Origin of the sequence: Cytobacillus oceanisediminis 2691 (genome assembly GCF_007678455.1) — a bacterium.
GTDB lineage: Bacteria > Bacillota > Bacilli > Bacillales > Cytobacillaceae > Mesobacillus > Mesobacillus oceanisediminis_A.
On the sequence record NZ_VEEP01000225.1, the window covers coordinates 1 to 270 of the forward strand.

A 270-nucleotide genomic window follows, 5' to 3' on the forward strand; every position below is an offset into this window, starting at 1 on the left:
TTTGGAGTGGGGAAAGGGAGTTGATGTGTTTTGGGAGGGGGGTGGGTTTTGAGGGAGGGATGGTGATGGTTGATGAGGGAACGTCAAGGATTGATAGTGAGAGGGAGGGAATGATCGAGGATGGGATGGATGTGGTGAAGGAAGGAAGAAGGAGGTTGATGATTGCGCACAGGCTGTGGAGGATGGGGAATGCGGAGGAAATGGTTGTATTGGATGGGGGGGGTATTGTGGAAAAAGGGAAGCATGATGAATTAATGGAATCTAAAGGGA

Annotated in this window: 1 pseudogene; it reads left to right on the forward strand. The window is 50.0% G+C overall.

Features of this window, described 5'->3' with window-relative positions:
* Positions 1-65 precede the first annotated feature (65 nt).
* A pseudogene (locus tag FS736_RS23740) lies at positions 66-270 on the forward strand (hypothetical protein); the annotation flags it as partial.